At 39.3% G+C, this 23,295-nt stretch carries 23 protein-coding genes and 2 other annotated features; all 23 genes read left to right on the forward strand.

The window, feature by feature from the left end:
• The first annotated feature begins 1 nt into the window (after position 1).
• The 23 genes from disA to rpsL all read left to right on the forward strand — a co-directional run bounded on the left by disA (position 2) and on the right by rpsL (position 23,265).
• Positions 2-1,075 carry a DNA integrity scanning diadenylate cyclase DisA gene (gene disA, locus JNUCC23_RS00530; RefSeq protein ID WP_403077905.1) on the forward strand — a complete coding sequence of 358 codons (1,074 nt, stop codon included), beginning with the start codon at positions 2-4 and terminating at the stop codon, positions 1,073-1,075.
• 154 nt (positions 1,076-1,229) lie between these two features.
• Positions 1,230-2,318, forward strand: a complete 1,089-nt coding sequence (locus JNUCC23_RS00535; protein ID WP_403077907.1) for a PIN/TRAM domain-containing protein — start codon at positions 1,230-1,232, stop codon at positions 2,316-2,318.
• A gap of 40 nt (positions 2,319-2,358) precedes the next feature.
• Entirely contained in the window at positions 2,359-3,042 is a 684-nt protein-coding gene (gene ispD / locus JNUCC23_RS00540) for a 2-C-methyl-D-erythritol 4-phosphate cytidylyltransferase (RefSeq protein ID WP_454213749.1), read from the forward strand.
• Between the two features lie 18 nt (positions 3,043-3,060).
• Complete coding sequence (gene ispF, locus JNUCC23_RS00545; RefSeq protein ID WP_062187163.1) at positions 3,061-3,540, forward strand: 2-C-methyl-D-erythritol 2,4-cyclodiphosphate synthase; 480 nt, start codon at positions 3,061-3,063, stop codon at positions 3,538-3,540.
• Positions 3,541-3,664: 124 nt separating this feature from the next.
• Positions 3,665-5,122, forward strand: coding sequence for a glutamate--tRNA ligase (gltX, locus tag JNUCC23_RS00550; RefSeq protein WP_454213751.1), 1,458 nt, complete (start codon positions 3,665-3,667; stop codon positions 5,120-5,122).
• 44 nt (positions 5,123-5,166) lie between these two features.
• Positions 5,167-5,401, forward strand: a binding site (T-box leader).
• A gap of 154 nt (positions 5,402-5,555) precedes the next feature.
• Positions 5,556-6,215 carry a serine O-acetyltransferase gene (gene cysE / locus JNUCC23_RS00555; RefSeq protein ID WP_062187165.1) on the forward strand — a complete coding sequence of 220 codons (660 nt, stop codon included), beginning with the start codon at positions 5,556-5,558 and terminating at the stop codon, positions 6,213-6,215.
• The gene (cysS, locus tag JNUCC23_RS00560) at positions 6,205-7,602 is read left to right on the forward strand and encodes a cysteine--tRNA ligase (protein WP_454213753.1); all 1,398 of its coding nucleotides are present in this window, start codon (positions 6,205-6,207) and stop codon (positions 7,600-7,602) included. Before cysE ends, cysS begins: the two co-directional genes overlap by 11 nt.
• A 5-nt stretch (positions 7,603-7,607) precedes the next feature.
• A complete protein-coding gene (locus tag JNUCC23_RS00565) occupies positions 7,608-8,021 on the forward strand; it encodes a Mini-ribonuclease 3 (protein WP_403077920.1) in 414 nt (137 codons plus the stop codon).
• Positions 8,022-8,025: 4 nt separating this feature from the next.
• Positions 8,026-8,769: a 23S rRNA (guanosine(2251)-2'-O)-methyltransferase RlmB gene (gene rlmB, locus JNUCC23_RS00570; protein ID WP_062187168.1), complete on the forward strand. Its 744-nt coding sequence runs from the start codon at positions 8,026-8,028 to the stop codon at positions 8,767-8,769.
• 3 nt (positions 8,770-8,772) lie between these two features.
• Positions 8,773-9,282, forward strand: a complete 510-nt coding sequence (locus tag JNUCC23_RS00575; protein WP_454213756.1) for an NYN domain-containing protein — start codon at positions 8,773-8,775, stop codon at positions 9,280-9,282.
• 69 nt (positions 9,283-9,351) lie between these two features.
• Positions 9,352-10,002 carry an RNA polymerase sporulation sigma factor SigH gene (gene sigH, locus JNUCC23_RS00580; protein ID WP_062187170.1) on the forward strand — a complete coding sequence of 217 codons (651 nt, stop codon included), beginning with the start codon at positions 9,352-9,354 and terminating at the stop codon, positions 10,000-10,002.
• A gap of 100 nt (positions 10,003-10,102) precedes the next feature.
• Positions 10,103-10,252 (forward strand): 50S ribosomal protein L33, encoded by a 150-nt coding sequence (rpmG, locus tag JNUCC23_RS00585; protein WP_082675257.1) that lies wholly within the window; start codon positions 10,103-10,105, stop codon positions 10,250-10,252.
• A 50-nt stretch (positions 10,253-10,302) separates the two neighbouring features.
• Positions 10,303-10,485 (forward strand): preprotein translocase subunit SecE, encoded by a 183-nt coding sequence (gene secE, locus JNUCC23_RS00590; RefSeq protein WP_403077927.1) that lies wholly within the window; start codon positions 10,303-10,305, stop codon positions 10,483-10,485.
• Between the two features lie 364 nt (positions 10,486-10,849).
• A complete protein-coding gene (gene nusG, locus JNUCC23_RS00595; protein WP_062187250.1) occupies positions 10,850-11,383 on the forward strand; it encodes a transcription termination/antitermination protein NusG in 534 nt (177 codons plus the stop codon).
• A 176-nt stretch (positions 11,384-11,559) separates the two neighbouring features.
• Positions 11,560-11,985, forward strand: coding sequence for a 50S ribosomal protein L11 (rplK, locus tag JNUCC23_RS00600; protein ID WP_028390474.1), 426 nt, complete (start codon positions 11,560-11,562; stop codon positions 11,983-11,985).
• A gap of 107 nt (positions 11,986-12,092) precedes the next feature.
• Positions 12,093-12,794 carry a 50S ribosomal protein L1 gene (gene rplA / locus JNUCC23_RS00605; protein WP_062187172.1) on the forward strand — a complete coding sequence of 234 codons (702 nt, stop codon included), beginning with the start codon at positions 12,093-12,095 and terminating at the stop codon, positions 12,792-12,794.
• A gap of 48 nt (positions 12,795-12,842) precedes the next feature.
• Positions 12,843-12,991: a sequence feature (ribosomal protein L10 leader region), on the forward strand.
• A gap of 39 nt (positions 12,992-13,030) precedes the next feature.
• Positions 13,031-13,531: a 50S ribosomal protein L10 gene (rplJ, locus tag JNUCC23_RS00610; protein WP_062187173.1), complete on the forward strand. Its 501-nt coding sequence runs from the start codon at positions 13,031-13,033 to the stop codon at positions 13,529-13,531.
• 58 nt (positions 13,532-13,589) lie between these two features.
• Positions 13,590-13,949, forward strand: a complete 360-nt coding sequence (rplL, locus tag JNUCC23_RS00615) for a 50S ribosomal protein L7/L12 (RefSeq protein WP_403077930.1) — start codon at positions 13,590-13,592, stop codon at positions 13,947-13,949.
• Between the two features lie 131 nt (positions 13,950-14,080).
• On the forward strand, positions 14,081-14,686 hold the full coding sequence (locus JNUCC23_RS00620) for a class I SAM-dependent methyltransferase (RefSeq protein ID WP_454215938.1): 606 nt from the start codon (positions 14,081-14,083) through the stop codon (positions 14,684-14,686).
• Between the two features lie 239 nt (positions 14,687-14,925).
• Positions 14,926-18,507, forward strand: a complete 3,582-nt coding sequence (rpoB, locus tag JNUCC23_RS00625) for a DNA-directed RNA polymerase subunit beta (protein ID WP_062187175.1) — start codon at positions 14,926-14,928, stop codon at positions 18,505-18,507.
• Positions 18,508-18,697: 190 nt separating this feature from the next.
• Complete coding sequence (gene rpoC, locus JNUCC23_RS00630) at positions 18,698-22,297, forward strand: DNA-directed RNA polymerase subunit beta' (protein WP_403077933.1); 3,600 nt, start codon at positions 18,698-18,700, stop codon at positions 22,295-22,297.
• Between the two features lie 191 nt (positions 22,298-22,488).
• Positions 22,489-22,737, forward strand: a complete 249-nt coding sequence (locus JNUCC23_RS00635; protein WP_062187177.1) for a 50S ribosomal protein L7ae-like protein — start codon at positions 22,489-22,491, stop codon at positions 22,735-22,737.
• A gap of 105 nt (positions 22,738-22,842) precedes the next feature.
• On the forward strand, positions 22,843-23,265 hold the full coding sequence (rpsL, locus tag JNUCC23_RS00640; protein ID WP_028390466.1) for a 30S ribosomal protein S12: 423 nt from the start codon (positions 22,843-22,845) through the stop codon (positions 23,263-23,265).
• Positions 23,266-23,295 lie beyond the last annotated feature (30 nt).

Raw genomic sequence — 23,295 nt, forward strand, 5'->3', positions numbered from 1 at the left:
AATGACAGACAAAAAAGCGTTTGAAAAGATAAAATTAGAAATCCTTCACATGATTGCCCCAGGTACACCATTAAGAGAAGGGATTGATAATGTCTTACGTGCTAATACAGGAGGACTCATCGTTGTTGGTGATAATGAGAAGGTCAGATCCATAGTTGACGGTGGATTTCAAATTAATTCTCCTTGTACACCAAGCACATTATATGAATTGGCAAAGATGGACGGTGCGATTCTTTTAAATGAAAAAGCGGATAAAATCATCCTTGCGAATGCACAGTTGGCACCAGACACATCTGTACCATCCAAGGAAACTGGTATGCGTCATAGAACAGCTGAGCGTGTGGCAAGGGAAACGAAATCACTTGTTATTGCGATTTCACAGCGGAGAAATGTCATTACCCTCTATCAAGGGAGTTTCCAATATGTACTTAAAGATATTGCTGTTATTTTAGCAAAAGCGAATCTTGCGATACAAACGCTGGAAAAATATAAAATTGTTTTGCAGCAAAGTATTAATGACCTTGGTTTGCTTGAATTCGAGGATATGGTGACCTATACAGATTTATTGCAGGTCTTCCATCGCTATATTATGGTTTTAAGAATAAAAATTGAGTTAGTGAATTATTTGAATGAGCTTGGTACAGAAGGTAGATTAATCCGTCTTCAAATGAATGAGCTGCTTTTTGAATTGGAAAGTGAAGGAAAACTGATTGTAAAAGATTATATTAATCAGAAGGGAGACCATCCACAGGAAATAATAGAAAAGCTGCACGAATTGGCCCAGCAGGAGAAGTTTGAAGAAGGAAATTTGTTAAAAGTACTTGGATATAATGGCTACATTCATTTGGATGAAACGATCAGTCCGAGAGGGTATCGAATTCTACATAAAATTCCGAGATTGCCATTTTTGATTGTAGAGAATCTTATCAATCAATTTAGTAATTTTATTACTATCTATCAGGCTTCTGTTGAAGAGCTGGACGATGTTGAAGGTATTGGAGAAGTACGGGCGAATAAAATTCAAGAGGGTCTTAAGCTACTGAAAACACAACTTGTTGCAGAGCAAAGAATGTGAATGGGGGGTGAATAATTTTTGACACTCCAATATGCGAATGCTAGGCTGAGGTATGGAAGTTATCTATATTTTATAGCGAAATCTTATCAAAATATTAAATAACAAGGTTTCGAATTATAATATTTGTTAATAATGAATAAAGGGAGGTGAAGGGATGTTAAAACGCATTATACAAGCATGCTTCTTAATTGTCGGGGGAACACTTGGCATTGTGTTAATTCCGTGGCTATTGACGATGGTACATGCAGATGATATTGCATTAATAAATAACCCTTATGTTACTGCTATTTTAGGAGCCATCATTTTTTATCTTATTACTTTTGGGGCTGTAGAGTATGTCGTTAATTTTATGAAGTGGCTTGAGGAACAGCTTGTCAAGGCACCGATTACAGATATTGTTTTCGGAAGTATCGGCTTGCTCGTGGGGCTCTTAGCTGCCTATATTATCGGTTCAGCGCTCAATGCCATCCAAGTACCTATTCTAAATACAGTAGCACCGATTCTTTTGACTTTATTGTTTGGGTATCTCGGCTTTCAGGTTGGATTTAAGAAGCGGGATGAATTCTTGAATTTATTCTCCAAAGCAGGGAAAAGGAAAATTCAAGACAGTGAACAGGAGTTAGAAGAACAAAATCGAAAAATGAAAATACTGGATACAAGCGTCATTATTGATGGGAGAATTGCGGATATTTGCCAGACGGGATTTTTAGAAGGCGTGATTGTCATCCCACAATTCGTTTTGGCAGAGCTTCAACATATTGCTGATTCCTCAGACGCGTTAAAAAGAAATCGTGGCCGTCGAGGGTTGGATATCCTTAATCGCATTCAAAAGGAATTATCGATTAAGGTAGAAATATATGAAGGGGATTTTGAGGATATTCAAGAGGTAGATAGCAAATTAGTTAAGCTTGCGAAAGTTTCCAACGGTGTTGTTGTTACAAATGATTTTAACCTCAATAAAGTGTGTGAATTTCAAGGTGTACCTGTGTTGAATATTAATGATTTAGCAAATGCAGTCAAGCCTGTTGTACTACCAGGGGAAGAAATGAGTGTACAAGTCATTAAAGATGGGAAAGAGCAGAATCAAGGCATTGCTTATCTCGACGATGGAACGATGATTGTTGTTGAAGGTGGAAGAGATTATATCGGCAAGCGGATCGATGTATTAGTAACGAGTGTCCTTCAAACATCTGCGGGTCGTATGATTTTTGCAAAGCCTAAATTATTAGAAAAAGCATTATAGGAGGAAACAGAGTCTTATAGTGTAACAAGGAGAGGCCGGCATGTTTTATGAAGTAGTTATACCAGCAGCAGGACAAGGGAAAAGAATGAAGGCTGGAAAGAATAAGTTATTTATCGAGCTGATAGAAACCCCTATTATTGTTTATACACTACAAGTATTTGATCGTGACCCTGCCTGTAAGCGGATTATCCTAACAATTAATCCTGAAGAAGCAGCCATTTTCACAAGCCTAATTAAGAAGTATGAGATAAAAAAGACGATTAAGCTTGTTCCTGGTGGTAAAGAGCGTCAGCAAAGCGTGTTTAACGGATTGAAAGAAATCAAGGAAGATGGCCTTGTGCTAGTTCACGATGGAGCAAGGCCGTTTATTGACCATTTGCTTATTAAACGGTTAACAGAAGCAGCATTCACTCATGGTGGGGCAATAGTTGCGGTCCCTGTTAAGGATACAATAAAAAAAGTGAAAGATAGTATGGTTATAGAAACCGTGGAGCGATCTAGCTTGTGGGCAGTCCAAACACCACAGGCTTTTCGTGTGTCCATTTTAAAAAAGGCACATGAAGATGCAGAGAAAGCCAATTATTTAGGTACAGATGATGCTAGTCTTCTTGAACGAATGGGGCAACCTGTTGTAATTATTGAAGGCAATTATGATAACATTAAGATTACGACTCAAGAAGATTTATATTTTGCGGAAGCAATTTTACATAAAAATAAAAGGTGAAGAAGGAGAGATGAAATGATGTTTAGAGTTGGACAAGGATTTGATGTTCATCAGTTGGTAGAAGGAAGGCCATTGATTATTGGTGGAGTTACAATTCCTCATGAAAAAGGCTTACTTGGCCATTCAGATGCGGATGTATTACTTCATACAGTAGCCGATGCATGTCTTGGTGCTATTGGGGCAGGGGATATTGGAAGGCACTTCCCAGATACAGATCCGGAGTATAAAGATGCCGATTCAGCGAAGCTACTTCAACACGTATGGGCGATTGTGAAAAAGGAAGGGTATGTACTTGGAAATGCGGATTGTACGATCATAGCCCAAAGTCCTAAAATGGCCCCCTATAATGAAAAAATAAAAGCAAGAGTAGCCGAGTTGCTGGAAGCTTCCGTGGATCAAATCAATGTGAAAGCAACGACAACGGAAAAGCTTGGTTTTACTGGTCGTGGAGAAGGAATTGCTGCACAAGTTGCTGTACTCTTAGTGAAAGCGGAGTAACCGCCAAGAGATACTTTATTCAATGACCTATTGATGGTAAAATAAAACGAGACAACCCACATGGTTAGGCCAATCTGGGATTATGAAGTGACGTATGGAATGTATTCATTAGGAGGAGTCAGATATGAGCAGTGACATTCGAGTTAGATATGCACCTAGTCCAACAGGGCATTTACATATAGGTAACGCACGTACGGCTTTGTTTAATTATTTGTTTGCACGAAATCAAGGCGGGAAGTTTATTATCCGGATTGAAGATACAGATCAAAAGCGGAATATTGAAGGTGGAGAAGAGAGTCAGCTTCAATATTTAAAATGGCTTGGGATTGAGTGGGACGAAAGCGTTGATATTGGTGGAGAATTTGGGCCTTACCGTCAATCTGAGCGAAATGATATCTACAAAGATTTGTATGAAGAGCTACTCGAAAAAGGCTTGGCATATAAATGTTATTGTACCGAAGAAGAAATTGAAGCAGAGCGCGAGGAACAGCTTGCTCGTAATGAAACCCCGAAATATTCAGGGAAATGCCGTCATTTGACAGAAGAAGACCGGAGTAAGTTAGAAGCAGAGGGAAGAAAGCCTAGCATTCGCTTTGCAGTTCCATCCGACAAGGTCTTCACGTTTAAAGATATGGTTAAAGATGACGTGTCCTTTGAAGCGGAAGGGATTGGCGACTTTGTTATTGTGAAAAAGGACGGGATTCCTACATATAATTTTGCGGTGGCAGTAGATGATCACTTGATGAAAATCTCACATGTACTTCGTGGCGATGATCATATTTCGAACACGCCAAAACAATTGATGATTTATGAAGCATTTGGTTGGGAGCCCCCTATGTTTGGGCATATGACTCTTATCGTTAATGAGAGCCGCAAGAAATTAAGTAAACGCGATGAATCAATTATTCAATTTATTGAGCAATATGAAGAATTAGGGTATTTGCCAGAAGCGTTATTCAATTTCATTACATTATTGGGTTGGTCTCCGAGCGGTGAAGAAGAAATTTTTTCAAAAGAAGAGTTTATCAAAATGTTTGATGCAGACCGTTTGTCGAAATCACCGGCATTATTTGACACGCAGAAGCTAACATGGATGAACAATCAATATGTGAAACAACTTGATGTCAGCCGTGCTGTAGATTTATCACTGCCTCATCTTGTAAAAGCAGGGAAAGTATCTGCTGAGCTAAGCGAAGAAGAAGCTAAATGGGTCTATCAATTAGTTGATTTGTATCAAGAACAAATGAGCTTTGGTGCGGAAATCGTTGAACTATCACAACTATTCTTTAAGGAAGAACTGGATTTTGAAGGAGAAGCAAAAGAGGTACTTGCAGAAGAGCAAGTGCCAGAGGTTATGCAAGCATTCCTTCAAGAACTCGATACCCTTGAAACATTTACCGCTGACGAAATTAAGAAGGCCATTAAAGCCGTTCAAAAAAGTACAGGACAAAAAGGGAAAAAACTTTTTATGCCGATTCGTGCAGCAGTTACAGGGCAAACACACGGGCCTGATCTACCGAAAGCTATTGCGCTTTTAGGGAAGAAAAAAATAAAACAGCGTGTAGAGAGCATTTTAAGTTAACAATTTGTTGGAAATGTAATATAGTATTAGATAATTATTAGCTAAAAAACGCGTAGATAGGGAGAAGTAAGAAAATGATGCTTGAAAGAGAGAACCATAACCTGCTGAAAGTGGTTTAAGCCCCTCATTTCCTGAAATGCACCCTGGAGCCCTTTGTTGAACTAACTGATAGTAGGCAAAGGCGGAATTTCCTCCGTTATCGGGAAATAAGTTGGAAACGGAAGCGATTCGCTGAACATTTCAAACAGAGTGGAACCGCGCTGACAAAGCGTCTCTGTCTATTGGACAGAGGCGTTTTTTTATTGAGTAAACGGAAACATCGTTCATGTGGAGAATGTTTAGCAAGTTCACAGGTAGCTAGAAAAGATCACACTGATCCATTACATCATGCTAAATAGAAAAGAATAGAAGGGATATATAGGAGGTAACAACGGTGTTTAAACTATTCAAGGAAGATTTAGAGGTCATATTTGACCAGGATCCTGCTGCACGTAGTTATCTAGAAGTTATTTTGACATATGCTGGATTGCATGCAATTTGGAGTCATCGACTGGCCCATGCCTTTTATAAACGTAAATTCTTTTTCATTGCAAGAACTATTTCACAAATTAGCCGCTTTTTTACTGGTGTTGAAATTCATCCAGGTGCGCAAATTGGGAATCGTTTTTTTATTGATCATGGAATGGGGATCGTGATTGGTGAAACTTGTGAAATTGGAGATAATGTATCTGTATTCCAAGGTGTTACACTTGGAGGAACAGGAAAAGAAAAAGGAAAAAGGCATCCCACGATTAAAGATAATGTATTAATTGCTACAGGTGCTAAGGTTTTGGGATCCATTGAAATTGGAGAAAATTCCAAAATCGGCGCAGGTTCAGTTGTATTGAAAGAAGTTCCTCCAAATTCGACTGTTGTTGGTATTCCAGGAAAAGTCGTCATTCAGGATGGGGTAAGAATAAGTAAAGATTTAAACCACACAGACCTTCCTGACCCTATTGCAGACCGCATTATAGAATTGGAAAAGGAACTGTTGGATATGAAAGCGGAATTGTATGTGTTGAAGGAAGAAAGGAGAAAAGAATATGACTATTAAAATTTATAATACTGTAACCCGGCAGAAGGAAGAATTTATTCCATTAGAAGAAGGTAAGGTTAAGATGTACGTTTGCGGACCTACCGTATACAACTATATTCATATTGGCAACGCTCGCCCTGCCATCGTGTTTGATACTGTTCGCAATTATCTTAAGTTTAGCGGTTACGATGTGAACTTTGTTTCAAATTTCACAGACGTAGATGATAAATTAATTAAAGCTGCAAAGGAATTAGGGGAAGATGTTCCGACGATTGCAGAACGATTTATTAACGCCTATTTTGAAGATGTCTCAGCGTTAGGCTGCAAAAAGGCAGATAAACATCCGACTGTAATGGAGAATATGGATACGATTATTGACTTTGTTGCTGCATTGATTGAAAAAGGATATGCATATGAATCTGAAGGGGATGTCTATTTCCGTACTCGTAAATTCGACTCGTATGGTAAGCTTTCACATCAGTCCATTGATGAACTGCGCATTGGCTCAAGAATTGAAGTGGGGGATAGGAAACAAGACGCTTTAGACTTTGCCTTGTGGAAAACAGCGAAGGAAGGCGAAATTTCTTGGGAGTCTCCATGGGGAAATGGCCGTCCGGGTTGGCATATTGAATGTTCCGCAATGGCGAAGAAATACCTCGGTGATACAATTGATATTCATGCAGGTGGGCAAGATTTAACATTCCCACACCATGAAAATGAAATTGCCCAATCAGAAGCATTGACAGGGAGAACGTTTGCGAAGTACTGGATGCATAATGGCTATATAAATATAGATAATGAAAAAATGTCGAAATCTCTAGGGAATTTTGTCCTTGTACATGACATTATTCAGCATCATGATCCACAAGTATTGAGATTTTTCATGTTATCTGTTCATTATCGCCACCCGATCAATTATAGCGAAGAAGTACTTGAGAAGACAAAAGCGGCATTTGACCGTTTGAAAACATCTTTTCAAAACTTAAAGCATCGTTTAGATTCAAGCACGGGATTAACGGATAACGATGGCTTATGGTTGAAGAAAATTACGGACTTACATGATGAATTCACCCGTGAAATGGACGATGACTTTAATACAGCTAATGCAATCTCTGTCTTGTTTGAACTTTCCAAGCAAGCCAATTACTATCTGATGGAAAACAATACAGATCAGAATGTGATTGAGAAATTCATCAAAGAGTTTAAAACGTTAACGTCCGTTCTTGGTTTGACTCTAGAAGAAGAAGCCTTGTTGGATGAAGAAATTGAAGTGTTGATTCAGCAGCGCATTCAAGCACGTAAAGACAGGAACTTTAAGCTTTCAGATGACATTCGTGACCGGTTAAAAAATGTAAATATTATTCTCGAAGATACACCTCAAGGTACAAGATGGAAAAGAGGATAAGCAATATGCAATATGAGAAGAAAGTCGATGAAAAAATGGTGAACAGCCTTGCTCTTGCTTACATGGGTGATGCCATATATGAAACGTATATACGGCATCATCTTCTGAAAAAAGGTGCAGTGAAGCCGCATCTGCTTCATAAAGAAGCAACTTCTTTCGTATCAGCAAAAGCACAAAGTAAAATCATCCATTTCTTTATCGAAAACAATCAATTAACAGAGGAAGAACGAGCTGTGGTAAGGCGCGGACGGAACGCTAAATCAGGTAGTGTACCTAAGAATACAGATGTTCAAACTTATCGATATGGCACAGCGTTTGAAGCTTTAATGGGCTATGTATACTTATCAGGGAACAATGAGAGATTAGAAGTTCTTATCGATCAATCGATACAATTTATTGAAGAAGAAAAAGGGAGATGAGCTTATGAGTGAGGAATATATTATTGGAAAGAACCCTGTACTTGAAGCATTGCGGTCTGAGCGTGATATGAATAAAATATGGATTGCTGAAGGGTCGCAAAAAGGTACAATGCAGCAGATTATTGCACTAGCAAAAGAGCGGAATATATTCGTTAATTTTGTCCCGAAGAAAAAGATTGATCAAATGACAGAAGGCATTCATCAAGGGGTTGTTGCCCAGGTAGCTGCGTATACATATGCAGAATTAGATGATCTATTTGCTGTGGCAGAGTCTCGTGATGAAGCTCCCTTTTTTATATTATTAGATGAAATTGAAGATCCTCATAATCTTGGATCGATCATGCGTACAGCTGATGCAGTAGGAGCTCATGGAATTATTATTCCGAAACGTAGAGCCGTGGGTTTAACTGCAACTGTAGCAAAATCATCAACAGGAGCCATCGAATACATCCCTGTTGCCAGAGTTACAAATATGTCTAGAACGATTGATGAATTGAAAGAACGCGGGGTCTGGATTGTTGGTACCGATGCATTGGGCAAAGATGATTACCGAAACATGGACGGTAAGATGCCGATAGGTCTCGTAATTGGCAGTGAAGGAAAGGGAATGGGCCGCCTTATTAAAGATAAATGTGATTTCCTTATTCGTATGCCAATGATTGGAAAGGTAACTTCTTTGAATGCATCTGTTGCAGCAGGTTTGTTGATGTATGAGGTTTATCGAAAAAGAAATCCTTTAGGGGAATAGGTAATGAATATTCTGTTGGTAGACGGTTATAACATTATTGGAGCTTGGCCGGAACTAAGAGAATTAAAGGAACACAATTTATCAGAAGCGCGTGATCGCCTGATTGAGAAGATGGCAGAATATCAAGCTTTTTCAGGTTACAGAGTCATAGTCGTGTTTGATGCCCATTTTGTTCAGGGAATTGAGCGTAAATATAAAAATTTTAAGGTGGAAATTATTTTTACAAGAGAAAATGAATCCGCGGATGAACGGATTGAAAAAATGGCTAGCCTTTTAAATAATATTAAAACGCAGATTTATGTGGCAACCTCTGATTTTACTGAACAATGGGTGGTTTTTGGGCAAGGAGCTTTACGGAAATCTGCACGTGAGCTATTAATAGAAATGGAACATATAGAAATTGAAATTGACAAAAAGCTTGACAAAACGACAAAATCCAAACAAAATTCCAAGATTGATTTAACAGATGAAGTGGCAGAAATTTTTGAAAAATGGCGTCGGGGGAAGTTTTGAGCTGTTGACGAGTAATTTTCACCTACTGTATAATATTGCTAACTATGTGTACGGTCAGGGGGATAAAATGTGGGGTCCAACTTCGGAATAAAAGTGAATGAGGATTATGGCCAGTTTGATGATGACGTGCTTGTGGATTATGTGCATAAAGGAGACAGTGAGGCTTTGGATTATCTAATCCAAAAATACCGTAACTTTGTAAGAGCTAAAGCTAGAACCTATTTTTTAATCGGTGCTGATAAAGAAGATATTGTGCAAGAAGGTATGATAGGTTTATATAAGGCAATTCGTGATTTCAAAGGAGATAAACTGTCATCATTTAAAGCATTTGCAGAGCTTTGTATTACAAGACAAATCATTACAGCGATTAAAACAGCAACAAGACAAAAACACATCCCCTTAAACTCATATGTTTCTTTGGACAAGCCTATCTATGATGAAGAATCAGATCGCACGCTTATGGACGTTATTTCTGGAGCAAAAGTTTTAAATCCCGAAGAACTGTTCATAAATCAGGAAGAATTTGACGACATCGAATTAAAAATGGCGGAATTATTGAGTGATTTAGAAAGAAAGGTTCTTGCACTTTATCTTGATGGACAATCTTATCAGGAAATTTCAGAGGAATTAAACCGACACGTAAAGTCAATTGACAATGCTCTTCAACGAGTCAAGAGAAAACTTGAACGGTATTTGGAAGTGAGAGAGATTACCCTATAAACCCTTGTATGCATGCGGTATTTAGGCTTATTGTTTATTGACAATAAGTAACAGCCATGATAAAGTTTTAACGATGTAGAGATAGATAGGTGTGGAAATGATGAGAAAAAAGTTAATCCTCGCTTGTACGGATTGTGGTTCAAGAAATTACTCTTCTGAAAGCAATAAAACAGCAAGTGTAGAACGTCTGGAAATTAAGAAATTCTGTAGTACTTGCAATGCCCATACCATGCATAAAGAAACAAAGTAACTGTTTAAATAGATTGACAGAAGCTACCTAATTGGTTGGAGGTTACATTCATGAATCGCATAACCGAATTTTTCCGTGGTGTTGCCAGAGAGATGAGAAAAGTAAGCTGGCCTAAAAGAAAAGAGCTTACAAGATATACGGTTGTTGTGCTTTCAACTGTTGTCGTTATGGCAGTGTTCTTTGCTGTAGTAGATTTAGGCATATCTGAACTAATTCGTCTTGTTATTGAATAAGAGATTCGAAAATAAGCTATAATAGTGCTAGAATGATAAACAACAGCAAAAAGCCCGGAAACGGGTTTTTTAATTTGTCTTTTTTAAGATTAAGAAAGTATTGGTTTTTCTAAGGGTTTTGATGCTTAGCGAAAGTGAACTGACCTCGATAGTCAATAGACAAGTAATTGGATGGACTGAAAATGATTCTTTCCATACAGCTTATTTGACACATACTCGCTTTCGGGTGAAACAAGGCGCTTGCGCTTTTCTTAAAAAGTAATGTCTCCAGAAGTCAGTGACGGCTTCTCGAGTTTTTTTGTGCAAAATGAAAAATGGTGTCAAAAAAGTTACGGGGAGGGAAGGGCGATTTAGTCCTAATGATATGGAGAAAAATTGGTATGTTGTACACACATACTCAGGATATGAGAATAAAGTAAAAGCGAATCTTGAGAAACGTGTCGAGACAATGGCGATGCAAGATAAGATATTCCGCGTCGTTGTCCCTGAAGAAGAAGAAACAGAAATTAAAGATGGTAAGAAAAAAGTTTTAAAGAAGAAGGTATTTCCAGGGTATGTGCTTGTAGAGATTATTATGACGGATGACTCTTGGTATGTAGTTCGTAATACACCCGGAGTAACAGGGTTTGTAGGTTCTTCTGGGGCTGGTTCGAAACCAACTGCTTTACTACCTGAAGAAATTGAAGTCGTTCTGAAACGCATGGGTGTTGATGAACAGCGGATCGAAGTAGATTTCGAATTAGGTGACACCGTAACGGTTAAGGAAGGTCCTTTCTCCGATTTTACGGGAGTTATCGAAGAATTGGATAAGGACAAAGGTAAAGTACGGGTGCTTGTCAATATGTTCGGTAGAGATACCCCGGTTGAACTCGACTTTAATCAGGTGGAAAAAATATAATCTGAAAAAACTTGAAATCAATGTTGGAAAGTGGTAAAATTTCAAAGGTCAGTATGTTTCTATTATGAGACCTAAATGATACAACATTCTTTATTTAATTAAAGAATTTAAGATGAGTGGGAGGGTATACCCCTATTACCACATCACGGACTTAGACTTATAAGGAGGTGTGTCTCGTGGCTAAAAAAGTAATTAAAATGGTTAAATTGCAAATTCCTGCTGGGAAAGCGAATCCGGCACCGCCGGTTGGTCCTGCACTAGGTCAAGCTGGTGTTAACATCATGGGATTCTGTAAGGAGTTCAACGCTCGTACAGCAGATCAAGCTGGTCTAATTATTCCTGTTGAAATTACGGTATTTGAAGACCGTTCATTTACATTCGTAACAAAAACTCCACCTGCTGCAGTATTGCTTAAAGTTGCAGCTGGAATTGAGTCTGGTTCTGGTGAACCTAACCGTAATAAAGTTGCTACAGTCAAACGCGATAAAGTACGCGAGATTGCAGAAACAAAAATGCCTGATCTAAACGCAGCAAACGTTGAGTCTGCAATGCGTATGGTTGAAGGTACAGCACGCAGCATGGGTATTGTCATCGAAGATTAATCCCATCTAAACAGTTATTCGTTTCTACGGGGTTGCGATTCATACTCGCAACCTTTATTCGTGGGAGGTTATTCCGTTAAAACCACAATATAGGAGGATTTTATATCATGGCTAATAAAGGTAAAAAATATCTTGAAGCGGTACAATTAATTGACCGTACTAAAGCATATTCAGTAACAGAAGCTGTAGAACTTGCTAAAAAAACTAGCTTTGTAAAATTTGATGCAACAGTTGAAGTTGCTTTCCGTTTAGGCGTTGACCCTAAGAAAGCTGATCAACAAATCCGTGGAGCAGTTGTGCTTCCAAACGGAACTGGTAAAACTCAACGTGTATTAGTTTTTGCTAAAGGCGAAAAAGTTAAAGAAGCTGAAGCAGCAGGCGCTGATTATGTTGGAGATTCAGAATACATCAACAAAATCCAACAAGGTTGGTTTGAATTCGATGTGATCGTTGCTACTCCAGATATGATGGGTGAAGTTGGTAAATTAGGACGAGTATTAGGACCAAAAGGTCTAATGCCGAACCCGAAAACTGGTACAGTTACATTTGATGTAACGAAAGCAGTTAATGAAATCAAAGCTGGTAAAGTTGAATACCGCGTTGACAAAACAGGTATTATTCACGCTCCAATTGGTAAAGCTTCTTTCGAAGACAGCAAATTGGTTGAAAACTTTACAACGATCTATGATACGTTAATGAAAGTAAAACCTGCGGCAGCTAAAGGAACTTACATGAAGAATGTTTCTGTAACGACTACAATGGGCCCTGGTGTTAAGGTTGATCCTTCTTCATTCAGTGTAAAAAATTAACATTTGACAATATGAAACGATTATTGCTATAATCTGTTTTGTTAATATAAAAGAATATCATTTGTACCGTAGACAGTAGGTGCTCAAAAATTGAGCTTAATTTCCTGCCGAGGTAATTCGATAAAATAGTCCATGACTATGACTTTCAAATTACTGCCTCCTCGTCTGCAAGATGTGGAGGCTTTATCTTTGACCGGTATAAATGTTTTCAAGCAAATCTAATAGGAGGTGTAAGGATGAGCGCCATTATCGAACAAAAGGTTCAAATTGTTAATGAGATTACTGAGAAATTCAAAGCTAGCCAATCAACTGTTGTTGTTGACTACCGCGGATTATCTGTTTCAGAATTAACAGAACTTCGTAAACAACTTCGTGAAGCAGGCGTTGAGTTCAAGGTTTACAAAAACTCTATGACTCGTCGTGCTGTTGAAGCTGCTGAATTAGTTGCTTTAAATGAATCATTGACTGGCCCGAACGCAATTGCATTCTCAACTGAAGATGTTATTGCTCCTGCGAAAATCCTTAACGATTTCGCGAAAAAACATGAAGCATTAGAAATTAAAGCTGGAGTTATCGAAGGAAACGTTGCAACGGCTGAAGAAATTAAAGCTCTTGCAGAACTTCCATCACGCGAAGGTCTACTTTCAATGCTACTCAGCGTGCTACAAGCACCTATTCGCAATCTTGCTCTTGCTACAAAAGCTGTGGCAGATCAAAAAGAAGAACAAGGAGCGTAAGTTAACACTTAGCCCTTGGTAACAAAAACTAAAACAAAACCCTAGGAGGAAATATACAATGACTAAAGATCAAATCATTGAAGCAGTTAAAACTATGACTGTTTTAGAACTAAACGACCTAGTTAAAGCAATCGAAGAAGAATTTGGCGTAACTGCTGCTGCTCCTGTAGCTGTAGCTGCTGCTGGTGGCGCTGCTGCTGAAGAACAAACTGAGTTTGATGTTATTCTTACTTCTGCAGGCGACCAAAAAATCAAAGTTATCAAAGCTGTTCGTGAAATCACAGGACTTGGTCTTAAAGAAGCGAAAGAAGTTGTTGATAACACTCCTAAAGCAATCAAAGAAGGCGTATCTAAAGAAGAAGCTGAAGAATTCAAAGCTAAACTTGAAGAAGTTGGAGCTGGCGTTGAAGTTAAGTAATCTTTCTTGTTAAAAAGCTCGCTATTATGGCGGGCTTTTTTTCTCTTACTTTTGAAACAGTAAGCTTCTAATCTTCACAAATCTTCTCTCGAAATTCTTCAATTAATCTTTTCTGATAGGAGGAGATGACTCTGGCAGATCATTACTACTCACAAAAACCGGATGTTGAAAGCAATCCGAAATTTTGGGACTACACTCTAAGAGGACGCTCGTTTCGCTTCAAAAGTGACAATGGAGTGTTCTCGAAAAAAGACATTGATTTCGGATCGCGCTTATTAATTGAAACCTTTACTCTTGATGAAGAGATTAAGGGAAGTATTTTAGATGTGGGTTGTGGATATGGTCCGATTGGGCTTTCCATTGCTGCATCTTTCCCTGAAAGAACAATAGAATTGATAGATATTAATAGTCGTGCAGTGGATCTTGCAAAAGATAATGCGAAATCAAATGGAATTGCTAATGTAAGTATTTATGAAAGTGATCAATTGGACAGTGTTGAATTCGATCAATTTGCAGCAATACTGACTAACCCGCCTATCCGTGCGGGGAAAACAGTCGTTCACGGTATTTTAGAAAAAAGTCATGCAAAATTGACAGATGGCGGCGAGTTATGGGTTGTCATTCAGAAAAAGCAAGGTGCTCCGTCTGCGATGGATAAGATGGAACAGGTTTTTGGGAATGTTAAGACGGCTGTAAAGAAAAAGGGTTATTATATACTTGTATCTAAAAAAAATTGACTCAGTTTTTCCGCTATGTTAGTATTGTATAATGCAAATATATAATTCCTTAACTATGCAATTTTTATACTGAATGTGTATAAAAAGTGGTTTAATTGGAAAAAATATATAAATAATAGTTCGTTTTATGAAAAATTGTGGTTTTTAAAACAAAAACCATTTTCTTTTTGTCTATGGAATTACACTTTTTCCAAGAGGCAAATGGAACCTTATAACGCTTGATTTAAGGGGTGAATCGGTTGACAGGTCAACTAGTTCAGTATGGACGACACCGCCAACGTAGAAGTTATGCAAGAATCAGTGAGGTATTGGAATTACCAAACCTAATTGAAATTCAAACCGCTTCTTATCAATGGTTTCTTGATGAAGGATTAAGAGAGATGTTCCAGGATATTTCTCCTATTGAGGACTTTACGGGCAATTTATCGCTTGAATTTATCGATTACAGTTTGGGAGATCCAAAATATTCGGTAGAAGAATCGAAAGAACGTGATGTAACGTACTCAGCACCACTTCGTGTAAAAGTCAGACTTGTAAATAAAGAAACTGGGGAAGTCAAAGACCAAGATGTATTCATGGGTGATTTTCCTCTTATGACTGAAACAGGTACATTTGTCATTAATGGTGCAGAACGTGTTATCGTTTCACAACTTGTTCGTTCACCAAGTGTGTACTACAATGGAAAAATGGATAAAAACGGAAAGTACGGCTTTACAGCTACTGTTATTCCTAACCGAGGTGCATGGTTGGAGTATGAGACAGATGCAAAAGACGTAGTTTATGTCAGAATTGACCGTACGCGGAAGTTGCCAATTACAGTATTGATGCGTGCTCTTGGGTTTGGGTCTGATCAAGAAATTCTTGACCTTATTGGAGACAATGAGTATATCCGTAATACGCTAGAAAAGGATAATACCGAAAGCGTAGAAAAAGCATTACTAGAGATTTACGAACGTCTTCGCCCGGGTGAACCACCGACTGTAGAAAACGCGAAAAGTCTTTTGGTTTCACGTTTCTTTGATCCAAAGCGTTATGACTTAGCGAATGTAGGCCGCTATAAACTAAATAAAAAACTGCATATTAAAAACCGTTTATTTGGTCAACGTATCGCTGAGACATTAGTTGATCCGGAAACTGGTGAGATTATTGTTGAAAAGGGTACACTTCTGGACCGACGCATTTTAGACCGCATCCTTCCTCATCTTGATGAAGGAATTGGCAATCGCACATATCAGCCAGTAGGCGGTGTGGTAGAAGATGAGATTTTGCTTCAACCAATTAAGATATATGCTCCAAATGATACAGAAGGCGAGAAAATCATCAACGTAACCGGGAATGCAAATGTAACGGATCGTGTGAAAAACATTACACCTGCCGACATTTTATCTTCTATTAGCTACTTCTTTAATTTACTTCATGGGGTAGGGATTACAGATGATATCGATCACCTTGGTAATCGCCGTCTTCGTTCAGTAGGTGAATTATTACAAAATCAATTCCGAATTGGATTATCAAGGATGGAGCGAGTTGTTCGTGAAAGAATGTCTATTCAAGACACGAATACCATTACACCGCAGCAATTAATTAATATTCGTCCGGTGATTGCTTCTATCAAAGAATTCTTCGGAAGTTCTCAATTATCACAATTCATGGACCAAACGAATCCATTAGGCGAATTGACGCATAAACGTCGTCTTTCTGCATTAGGACCAGGCGGTTTAACACGTGAACGTGCCGGTTTTGAAGTGCGTGACGTTCATTATTCTCACTATGGTCGTATGTGTCCAATTGAAACACCAGAGGGTCCAAACATTGGACTGATCAACTCATTATCTAGCTATGCGAAGGTGAATCCATATGGATTTATCGAAACGCCATTCCGTCGTGTGGATCCTGAAACAGGAAAAGTTACAAATCGCATTGACTATTTGACAGCAGATGAAGAGGATAACTATGTAACGGCGCAAGCGAATACTCGCTTAGATGACGATGGGTCATTTGTAGACGATCAAATCGTAGCCCGTTTCCGTGGTGAAAACACGGTAGTACCACGCGACCGCGTTGACTATATGGATGTTTCCCCGAAACAGGTTGTATCAGCGGCGACAGCTTGTATTCCGTTCTTGGAGAATGATGACTCTAACCGTGCCCTAATGGGAGCAAACATGCAACGTCAAGCAGTGCCGTTATTACAACCAGAAGCACCACGTGTCGGAACAGGTATGGAATATGTATCTGCTAAAGATTCTGGAGCAGCTGTGATTTGTAAGCACGAAGGAATCGTTGAGCATGTTGAATCTCGTGAAGTCTGGGTTCGACGAGTAAGTGTTGTGGATGGACAAGAGGTCAAAGGAAATCTTGATAAATACCGTCTTTTGAAATTTATCCGTTCTAACCAAGGAACGTGTTATAACCAACGCCCAATCGTAAGCGTAGGGGATAAAGTGGTCAAAGGGGAAATCTTAGCTGATGGTCCGTCAATGGAATCAGGTGAGCTTGCTCTAGGTCGTAACGTCCTTGTGGCATTTATGACATGGGATGGTTATAACTATGAAGATGCTATTATTATGAGTGAGCGTCTTGTGAAAGATGATGTCTATACATCGATTCACATTGAAGAGTATGAGTCAGAATCACGAGACACAAAACTTGGACCTGAAGAAATTACTCGGGATATTCCAAACGTTGGGGAAGATGCACTTCGTAACCTTGACGAACGTGGCATAATCCGCATCGGCGCTGAAGTTAAAGACGGAGACTTACTAGTAGGTAAAGTAACGCCAAAAGGTGTAACGGAACTTACAGCTGAAGAACGTCTTTTACACGCTATCTTTGGTGAAAAAGCACGTGAAGTACGTGATACGTCCCTTCGTGTACCACATGGCGGTGGCGGAATCGTACATGACGTTAAAGTGTTTAACAGAGAAGATGGAGATGAACTTCCACCAGGCGTAAACCAACTTGCACGTGTGTATATTGTTCAAAAACGTAAAATTCACGAAGGTGACAAAATGGCAGGTCGTCATGGTAATAAAGGGGTTATCTCTCGCCTTCTTCCGGAAGAAGATATGCCATATTTACCGGACGGCACACCGGTTGACATCATGTTAAACCCATTAGGTGTACCATCTCGTATGAACATTGGGCAGGTATTGGAATTGCATTTAGGAATGGCAGCCAGGGCCCTTGATATTCATGTTGCTTCTCCGGTTTTCGATGGAGCAACAGAGGAAGATGTTTGGGCAACAATTGCTGAAGCTGGAATGGCGAGCGATGCGAAAACAGTCTTATATGATGGACGCTCAGGTGAACCATTCGATAACCGCGTATCAGTAGGTATTATGTATATGATCAAACTTGCTCATATGGTTGATGATAAGCTTCATGCGCGATCAACAGGACCTTACTCACTCGTTACGCAGCAACCACTTGGTGGTAAAGCGCAATTCGGTGGACAACGTTTCGGTGAAATGGAAGTATGGGCACTTGAAGCATATGGTGCTGCATACACCTTGCAAGAAATTCTTACTGTTAAGTCCGATGATGTCGTTGGTCGTGTGAAAACATATGAAGCGATTGTGAAGGGCGAAAATGTACCGGAGCCGGGTGTTCCTGAATCATTCAAAGTATTGATTAAGGAGCTTCAAAGCTTGGGATTGGATGTCAAAATCATGAATGCACAAGACCGCGAAGTTGAAATGCGTGATTTGGAAGATGAGGATGATGTAAATCATTCTGACTCCTTGAACATAGATAAAGAAGGTAAAGAAATGGTTGCCTCAGATGCTGGCACGAAGACAAATGCCATCACAACGGATTAACACTTTGAATAAATAGTTTTTTTACCACTCTGACTAGGCAGTATTGGCTCTTCAACTAATCGAACCATGCTGCCTGTTGGAGTTCAATTAATTAGGTCGGTCATTCTAAGGGAAAGTGGCGCCTGATAGTATGAAAGAACAATTTAAGCAATTTGGGTAAAACTTGGAGATCAAAAGGGAGGTAGGCCCCTTGATAGATGTAAATAATTTTGAATATATGAAAATTGGTCTTGCTTCACCAGATAAGATTCGTTCTTGGTCACATGGCGAAGTAAAAAAACCAGAAACAATTAACTATCGTACATTAAAGCCTGAGAAGGACGGTTTGTTCTGCGAAAGAATTTTTGGACCACAAAAGGACTGGGAATGTCATTGTGGTAAATACAAACGTGTTCGTTATAAAGGTGTCGTTTGTGATCGCTGCGGTGTAGAAGTTACACGTGCGAAGGTTCGCCGTGAGCGTATGGGGCATATTGAGCTTGCTGCACCTGTATCTCACATTTGGTATTTCAAGGGTATTCCAAGCCGAATGGGACTTGTATTAGATATGTCTCCACGCGCTTTGGAAGAAGTGATTTATTTTGCATCATACGTTGTCACTGAAACAGGTGATACAACGTTAGAAAAGAAACAGCTTCTTTCTGAAAAAGAATATCGTGCATACCGCGAAAAGTACGGAAAAAAATTCCAAGCTGGTATGGGTGCGGAAGCAATAAAAAAATTACTACAAGACATTGATACAGAAAAAGAAACAGAAGCTTTAAAAGAAGAATTAAAAACAGCTCAAGGACAACGTAGAACTCGAGCAATTAAGCGTCTTGAAGTGTTGGAGGCTTTCCGTAATTCTGGAAACGAGCCTTCTTGGATGATTCTTGATGTACTTCCTGTTATTCCACCGGAACTTCGTCCTATGGTGCAATTAGACGGTGGTCGTTTTGCGACTTCTGACTTGAATGATTTGTATCGACGAGTAATAAACCGTAACAATCGTTTGAAACGTTTATTGGATCTTGGTGCTCCGAGCATCATCGTTCAAAACGAAAAACGTATGCTTCAAGAAGCAGTAGATGCTTTGATTGATAATGGTCGTCGCGGCCGTCCGGTAACAGGACCTGGTAACCGCCCATTGAAATCACTTTCTCATATGCTTAAAGGGAAGCAAGGGCGTTTCCGCCAAAATCTACTTGGTAAGCGTGTTGACTATTCTGGTCGATCAGTAATTGTTGTTGGACCGAACTTGAAAATGTATCAATGCGGACTTCCGAAAGAAATGGCAATTGAACTATTCAAACCATTTGTTATGAAAGAACTCGTTCAAAAAGGGTTAGCACACAACATTAAATCAGCTAAACGTAAGATTGAACGGTTGTCTCCAGAAATTTGGGACGTACTTGAAGCTGTCATTAAGGAGCATCCGGTATTACTGAACCGTGCACCTACACTTCACAGACTTGGTATTCAAGCATTTGAACCGACACTTGTTGAGGGCCGGGCAATCCGACTTCATCCGCTTGTATGTACTGCATACAATGCTGACTTTGACGGTGACCAAATGGCTGTACACGTTCCATTATCATCTGAAGCACAAGCTGAAGCAAGATTGCTAATGCTAGCTGCGCAAAACATTCTAAACCCGAAAGATGGAAAACCAGTTGTTACTCCTTCACAGGATATGGTATTAGGTAACTATTACTTAACTTTAGAAAGAGCTGGAATCATTGGCGAAGGAATGATTTTTAAAGATACAAGCGAAGCTTTGTTAGCTTATCAAAATGGCTATGTACACTTGCACTCGCGTGTTGCTGTTCATGCAGGATCCCTAAATAACGAAACATTTACTGAACAACAAAATAAACAGCTCTTATTAACAACTGTTGGTAAAATGATTTTTAATGAGATTTTACCTAAATCATTCCCTTACATCAATGAACCTACAGGATATAATTTAGAAGTGAAAACTCCTGAGAAGTATTTTGTCGAAAATGGGGCAAACATTAAAGAACTTATCCAAGCACAACCATTGATTGATCCATTCAAGAAGAAAATTCTTGGGAACATTATCGCAGAAGTATTTAAACGTTTCAAAATTACCGAAACGTCAAAAATGCTTGATCGGATGAAAAACCTTGGATTCAAACATTCTACAAAAGCCGGAATCACTGTTGGTGTTTCTGATATCGTAGTTTTGGGTGAAAAACAGGAAATCATCGAAGAAGCACAACAAAAAGTGGATAATGTATTGAAACAATTTAGACGTGGTCTCATAACGGAAGACGAGCGCTATGATCGTGTTATTTCAATTTGGAGTGCGGCTAAAGATACGATTCAAGCTAAACTAATGGATTCATTAGACCGTAGCAACCCAATCTTTATGATGAGTGATTCTGGAGCGCGTGGTAACGCATCTAACTTTACTCAGTTAGCGGGTATGCGGGGATTGATGGCCAACCCGGCTGGACGTATTATCGAGTTGCCAATTAAATCAAGTTTCCGTGAAGGCTTAACGGTATTAGAGTACTTTATCTCTACTCACGGTGCTCGTAAAGGTCTTGCTGATACAGCACTTAAAACAGCCGATTCCGGATATCTTACTCGTCGTCTCGTAGACGTTGCACAAGATGTTATTGTTCGTGATGACGATTGTGGAACTGACCGTGGATTGAAGGTTTCAGCTCTAAAAAATGGTACAGAGATTATAGAGACATTAGAAGAACGTTTGATTGGTCGTCATGCTAGAAGAGCAATTAGACATCCTGAAACGAAAGAAGTTATTGTTCGTGAAAATGGGCTAATCACTGAAGACCTTGCTAAGTATATTGAAGATAGCAGTATCGAGGAAGTATGGATTCGTTCTGCATTTACATGTAACACCAGTCATGGTGTATGTAAAAAATGTTATGGACGCAATCTTGCAACAGGGCAGGAAGTTGAAGTTGGAGAAGCAGTCGGAATTATTGCTGCACAATCTATCGGAGAGCCTGGTACACAGTTAACAATGCGTACATTCCATACAGGTGGAGTTGCCGGTGATGATATCACCCAAGGTCTACCTCGTATCCAAGAAATCTTTGAAGCAAGGAACCCTAAAGGACAAGCGCTTATTACAGAAATTGAAGGTACTGTTGTTTCAATTAATGAAATACGCGACAAGCAACAAGAGATTGTGGTCCAAGGTGCTGTTGAGTCTCGCACGTTTACCGCGCCATACTCTGCACGATTAAAAGTGTCCGTAGATTCATATGTACAGCGTGGAGAAGAATTAACAGAAGGGTCAATTGATCCGAAAGAGTTACTTAGAGTTACGGACGTACTTGCAGTTCAAGAGTACTTGTTAAGCGAAGTACAGAATGTATACCGTATGCAAGGGGTAGAAATCGGGGACAAACATATCGAGGTTATGGTTAGACAAATGCTTCGGAAAGTCCGCGTGCTTGATGCAGGTGAAACGGATGTTCTTCCAGGAACGTTACTTGATGTGCATCAGTTTACTCAAGCGAATACAGACGCACTTCTTAGTGGCAAGAACCCAGCTACTGGCCGACCAGTACTGCTCGGTATAACAAAAGCATCACTAGAAACAGATTCCTTCTTATCGGCGGCATCATTCCAAGAAACGACTAGAGTTTTAACAGATGCAGCGATAAAAGGAAAACGCGATGAATTACTTGGGTTAAAAGAGAATGTTATCATTGGTAAACTTGTACCAGCAGGAACAGGAATGCTTCGTTACCGCAAGGCAAGCCCAGTTATTGTTGAAGATACAAATGAAGACAGCGTCCCAGTAGAGTAATAATATAAACACTGGCTCGTGAGGTGCTTGCTCTTTTACAAGACGGAGTTTAAACTTGCTAAAAGGTCATGCATATCACGAGTCGGTATTATATAATTATTATTAAAAGATAAGTTGACAAAAAGACATCATAAGTGATATTATTGCAAATGTGCTCCTATGATACCCTGTAACTTTGGAGGATATGATAGATGTCTTATGAAAAAGTACTACAGGCAAAGTCAGTGATAATAGGAACGAAACAAACCCTGAGAGCTCTCAAACAGCATTTAATTCGAGAGGTCATCATTGCACAGGATGCTGATCTGTTGCTGACAGCTCATGTTGCAGAGACTGCTCGAGAATTAGAAGTTCCAATCACGTACGTTGATTCGATGCGGATGCTTGGAAAAGCATGCGGTATTGATGTCGGAGCAGCTACTGTTGCCATTAAAAAGTAAAACTGTTTTTGCGGAATTGTTTTTTGCAAAAACTTTGTTTTTGCTCATTTATGAACCACCTGGATGTGTGGTACTAGAACTGAAAAGTGAAGGGAGGACAAATTAATGCCTACTATTAATCAATTAGTGCGTAAAGGTCGCGAGTCTAAAGAATACAACTCTAAATCACCAGCACTTAACAAAGGCTATAACAGCTTTAAAAAATCACAAACTAACGTAACTTCTCCACAAAAACGCGGTGTTTGTACTCGTGTGGGAACTATGACACCGAAAAAACCAAACTCAGCGTTACGTAAATATGCGCGTGTACGTTTGACGAATGGTATCGAAGTAACAGCTTACATTCCTGGTATCGGACATAACCTACAAGAACACAGCGTGGTACTAATCCGTGGAGGTCGTGTAAAAGATTTACCAGGGGTACGTTATCACATCGTTCGTGGTGCGCTTGATACAGCTGGAGTGAATAACCGTATGCAAAGTCGTTCTAAATACGGAACAAAACGTCCAAAAGCACCAAAAAAATAATAGAACCAAAATATGAACTACACCGAAAGG

The organism is Peribacillus sp. JNUCC 23 (assembly GCF_053653995.1).

What these genes read in the sequence shown, in the direction of transcription:
- nusG (WP_062187250.1), top strand. Translation starts at nt 10,850, where the DNA reads ATGGAGAAAAATTGGTATGTTGTACACACATACTCAGGATATGAGAAT.
- disA (WP_403077905.1), top strand. Translation starts at nt 2, where the DNA reads ATGACAGACAAAAAAGCGTTTGAAAAGATAAAATTAGAAATCCTTCAC.
- rplL (WP_403077930.1), top strand. Translation starts at nt 13,590, where the DNA reads ATGACTAAAGATCAAATCATTGAAGCAGTTAAAACTATGACTGTTTTA.
- rpsL (WP_028390466.1), top strand. Translation starts at nt 22,843, where the DNA reads ATGCCTACTATTAATCAATTAGTGCGTAAAGGTCGCGAGTCTAAAGAA.
- rlmB (WP_062187168.1), top strand. Translation starts at nt 8,026, where the DNA reads ATGAGTGAGGAATATATTATTGGAAAGAACCCTGTACTTGAAGCATTG.
- JNUCC23_RS00635 (WP_062187177.1), top strand. Translation starts at nt 22,489, where the DNA reads ATGTCTTATGAAAAAGTACTACAGGCAAAGTCAGTGATAATAGGAACG.
- ispF (WP_062187163.1), top strand. Translation starts at nt 3,061, where the DNA reads ATGTTTAGAGTTGGACAAGGATTTGATGTTCATCAGTTGGTAGAAGGA.
- cysS (WP_454213753.1), top strand. Translation starts at nt 6,205, where the DNA reads ATGACTATTAAAATTTATAATACTGTAACCCGGCAGAAGGAAGAATTT.
- ispD (WP_454213749.1), top strand. Translation starts at nt 2,359, where the DNA reads ATGTTTTATGAAGTAGTTATACCAGCAGCAGGACAAGGGAAAAGAATG.
- rpmG (WP_082675257.1), top strand. Translation starts at nt 10,103, where the DNA reads ATGAGAAAAAAGTTAATCCTCGCTTGTACGGATTGTGGTTCAAGAAAT.
- secE (WP_403077927.1), top strand. Translation starts at nt 10,303, where the DNA reads ATGAATCGCATAACCGAATTTTTCCGTGGTGTTGCCAGAGAGATGAGA.
- JNUCC23_RS00565 (WP_403077920.1), top strand. Translation starts at nt 7,608, where the DNA reads ATGCAATATGAGAAGAAAGTCGATGAAAAAATGGTGAACAGCCTTGCT.
- gltX (WP_454213751.1), top strand. Translation starts at nt 3,665, where the DNA reads ATGAGCAGTGACATTCGAGTTAGATATGCACCTAGTCCAACAGGGCAT.
- JNUCC23_RS00535 (WP_403077907.1), top strand. Translation starts at nt 1,230, where the DNA reads ATGTTAAAACGCATTATACAAGCATGCTTCTTAATTGTCGGGGGAACA.
- rplA (WP_062187172.1), top strand. Translation starts at nt 12,093, where the DNA reads ATGGCTAATAAAGGTAAAAAATATCTTGAAGCGGTACAATTAATTGAC.
- JNUCC23_RS00575 (WP_454213756.1), top strand. Translation starts at nt 8,773, where the DNA reads ATGAATATTCTGTTGGTAGACGGTTATAACATTATTGGAGCTTGGCCG.
- rplJ (WP_062187173.1), top strand. Translation starts at nt 13,031, where the DNA reads ATGAGCGCCATTATCGAACAAAAGGTTCAAATTGTTAATGAGATTACT.